The 3,393-nt window shown below is 69.1% G+C and carries 4 protein-coding genes; 2 read left to right on the forward strand and 2 right to left on the reverse strand.

What is annotated here, in order from left to right:
- Positions 1–128 precede the first annotated feature (128 nt).
- Both AC3WJI_RS21430 and AC3WJI_RS21435 read left to right on the forward strand, forming a co-directional pair.
- Positions 129–893, forward strand: coding sequence for a tryptophan 2,3-dioxygenase (locus tag AC3WJI_RS21430; protein WP_492759337.1), 765 nt, complete (start codon positions 129–131; stop codon positions 891–893).
- Positions 890–1,999 (forward strand): aminotransferase class V-fold PLP-dependent enzyme, encoded by a 1,110-nt coding sequence (locus AC3WJI_RS21435; protein ID WP_492759338.1) that lies wholly within the window; start codon positions 890–892, stop codon positions 1,997–1,999. Before AC3WJI_RS21430 ends, AC3WJI_RS21435 begins: the two co-directional genes overlap by 4 nt.
- A 225-nt stretch (positions 2,000–2,224) precedes the next feature.
- On the opposite strand, the gene AC3WJI_RS21440 is transcribed toward AC3WJI_RS21435, so the two are convergent.
- Entirely contained in the window at positions 2,225–2,662 is a 438-nt protein-coding gene (locus tag AC3WJI_RS21440; RefSeq protein ID WP_492759339.1) for a CoA-binding protein, read from the reverse strand.
- Positions 2,663–2,665: 3 nt separating this feature from the next.
- Positions 2,666–3,393 (reverse strand): Mrp/NBP35 family ATP-binding protein (locus tag AC3WJI_RS21445; protein WP_492759340.1); only part of this gene is annotated, 728 nt, incomplete at its 5' end.

The raw sequence follows: 3,393 nt of genomic DNA on the forward strand, positions 1-3,393 counted from the left end.
GGGTCCAGCGACGGGCGGGGCTCGATGCCCCGTCTGGCGCTCTGGAGCCTGGCGATGAGTCTTTTTGAGCGCGAAGACGCGCGCACCCACCCCTTGATCCCCTCCCTGCAAGCAGGGAGGAAAAAGTCATGACCGAACCCATGACCTATGGGCGCTATCTCGCGCTCGACCAGCTGCTCGCCGCGCAGCATCCGCTGTCGGACCGCGACGACGAGTTGCTGTTCATCATCATCCACCAGACCAAGGAGCTGTGGCTCAAGCAAATCCTTGCCGAGCTGCTGCCGGCCAAGGCGTTGGTCCGCGAGGGCCGGCTGATCGAGGCGTATAAGAACCTCGCGCGGATCAGCCGAATCCAGGCGGTGATGACGCTCAGCTGGGACGTGCTCGCGACGATGACGCCGAGCGACTATACCCGCTTCCGCGAAGTGCTCGGCCCCAGCTCGGGCTTCCAGTCGGACCAGTTCCGCGCGGTCGAGACGCTGCTCGGGGTGCGCGGCGGCGGTGCGCCGGGCGCGCTCACCCAGCTTTATGCCGCCGAGCCGAGCCTGTGGGACGATGCCAACGCCGCGCTCGCCGCCGCGGGCTTCGCGGTGCCCGCTGAAGCGCTCGCACGGGATTGGCCGCAGCCCTACGAACCAAACGAAGGCGTCGAAGCGGCCTGGGCCCAAGTCTATCGCGACCCGCACACGCATTGGGACCTGTACCAGCTCGCCGAGAAGCTGGTCGACATCGACGATGCGATGGCGACGTGGCGGCACAAGCATGTGCTCACCGTCAGCCGGGTGATCGGGATGAAGCAAGGCACCGGCGGCACGCCGGGCGTCCCCTATCTCGAATCGACGCTCAAGAAGCGCGCCTTTCCGGAATTGTGGTCGCTCAGGACGCAGCTGTGACCAGCTACAAGCATCTGTTCCAGCGCGCGATCGCGGCGGCCCCCGAGCGGCTGCACTTCGCGGCGCATTCGCATCACCTCTGGCCCGACGCCTCCTATCTCGGTCAGCTCGCCGCGTGGGAGGACGGGGTGCGCCTCGCCGACCGCAAATGGGAGCGGGTGATGGGCGAGATCTGGCCTGCGGCGCAGGCCCATGTCGCGGCGGAGTTGGGGCTGCCCGATCCCACCACCGTGGTGTTCGCGCCCAACACACACGAATTGCTGCTGCGCATCGTCTCGGCACTGCCGCGGCGGCCGCTGCGCATCCTGGCGAGCGACGGCGAGTTCCACAGCTTCCGGCGCCAGAGCGTGCGCTGGGAGGAAGCGGGCAGCGTGACGGTCGAGCGGGTGCCCTTGGAGGAGATCGTCGCGCGCGCCGGTGCGGGCGAACACGATTTGGTCTTCGTCAGCCAGGTCCAGTTCGGCACCGGCCATGTGTTCGAGCAGGTCGCCGCGCTCGCGGCGCTGGCGCGGCCCGAGGGGCCGTGGGTGGTGATCGACGGCTATCACGGCTTCATGGCGCTGCCGACCGACCTTTCGGGTATAGCCGACCGCGTCTTCTACCTCGCCGGCGGCTACAAATATGCGATGGCGGGCGAGGGCTGCGCCTTCCTTCACGCCCCGCCGGGGTTCGGGCCGCGGCCCGAGATCACTGGCTGGTATGCCGAGTTCGACGATCTTTCGCTGCCGCCGGGCAGCGTCGGCTACGCCCCCGACGCGCGGCGCTTCCTAGGCGCGACCTTCGATCCATCGGGGATCTACCGCTTCGTCGCGGTGCGCGACATGCTGCGGCAGGAGGGGCTGACTACCGCCGACATCGCCGGCCATGCCGAGGCGCTGAAAGCCGCATTGCTGGCGGCGCTGCCGATCGAGGCGGAACTGCTCAACCCGGGATCGCTGGCGCGCTTCCTCGCGCTGCGCGCTCCGCAAGCGGCGCGGTGGAAAGCGCAGCTCGAGGCGGAGGACGTCATCGTCGACGTGCGCGGCGACGTGCTGCGGATCGGCTTCGGGCTGTACCAGGATATGCGCGATCTCGAGGGGCTGATCGGGGCGCTGGGGCGGCTCTAATTAGTGCTCCTGCGGAAGCAGGAGCCCAGGGCCACGAGCGCTTTCCTTTGTAACCCTAGGCTCCTGCTTTCGCAGGAGCACGGATTGGCGGCGTTCCGATCGACCACCCCGGCGGAGGCCGGGGCCCAGTTGCACTGTTGCATCGATGGCGGAACTCCCTCGCCTATTCGCCGAACCTGGGCCCCGGCCTTCGCCGGGGTGGGACGGAGTAAGCACAGGGTGCGCCTAGTGCGCCCCGCCGACCCTCGGGACGCCGAGGCGCGGGATGTCGATCTTGGGGCAGCGGTCCATCACCACCTTGAGGCCCGCCGCCTCCGCACGCGCGGCGGCTTCCTCGTTGATCACGCCGATCTGCAGCCATACCGACTTCGCACCCGCGGCGATCGCCTCGTCGACCGCCTCGCCCGCCGCGATCGGGCGACGGAAGATGTCGACCATGTCGATCGGCTCGCCGATCTGGGCGAGCTCGCGGAAGACGAACTCGCCGTGCACGTGCTCGCCGGTGATCTGCGGATTGACCGGGATCACGCGGTAGCCGCGGCTCTGGAGATAGGCCATCACGCCATAGCTCGGCCGGTCGGGCCGGTCCGACGCGCCGACCATCGCGATCGTCCGCGTCTCTTCGAGCAGTTCCCTTATGTCTTCGTCGCGCGTCAGCGGCATGGCTCAGCCTCCGTTTGCGGTCAGCCACTCGTCGAGCTTCGCCGCCAACAAGGCGAACGTCTCCGCTTGCGGGCCGTTCCCCGCGGCGGGCGGATCGCCGGCGTCGGAGGCGGCGCGGATCGCCATTTCGAGCGGCACCCGGCCGAGGAAGGGCAGCCCCATGCCGCCCGCCGCCGCCTCGGCACCACCGCTGCCGAATGGGTCCGAGACTTCGCCGCAATGCGGGCAGGCATAGCCCGACATGTTCTCGATCACGCCGATCACCGGCACGTCGACCTTGTTGAACAGGTCGACCGCGCGCGTCGCGTCGATCAATGCGAGGTCCTGCGGCGTCGAGACGATGATCGCGCCGGCGGGCTTGTGCTTCTGAACCATGGTCAGCTGGAGGTCGCCGGTGCCCGGCGGCAGATCGAGGAGAAGCACCTCGGCGTCGCCCCAATCGCCATCGACCATCTGGCCGAGCGCGCCACCCGCCATCGATCCGCGCCACGCGATCGCCTGCCCCTCCGGGACCAGCCCGCCCATCGACAGCAAAGGCACGCCGAACTTGGTCTGCACCGGGATCAGCGTCTTTTCGCGCGCTTGCGGCCGGATGCCGTCGACGCCGAGCAGCCGGGTCTGCGAGGGACCGTAGATGTCGGCGTCGACCAGCCCGACGCGGCGCCCGCGCCTGGCCAGGGCGATCGCGACGTTCGCGGCCACGGTCGATTTGCCCCCCCCCCCCGTACCCC

The sequence above is a fragment of the Sphingomonas sp. FW306-1B-B10E genome (assembly GCF_058782005.1).

Bases quoted from the DNA above. Each gene is read 5' to 3' on its own strand.
- AC3WJI_RS21440 (WP_492759339.1), bottom strand. From the start codon at position 2,662: ATGCCGCTGACGCGCGACGAAGACATAAGGGAACTGCTCGAAGAGACG.
- AC3WJI_RS21430 (WP_492759337.1), top strand. From the start codon at position 129: ATGACCGAACCCATGACCTATGGGCGCTATCTCGCGCTCGACCAGCTG.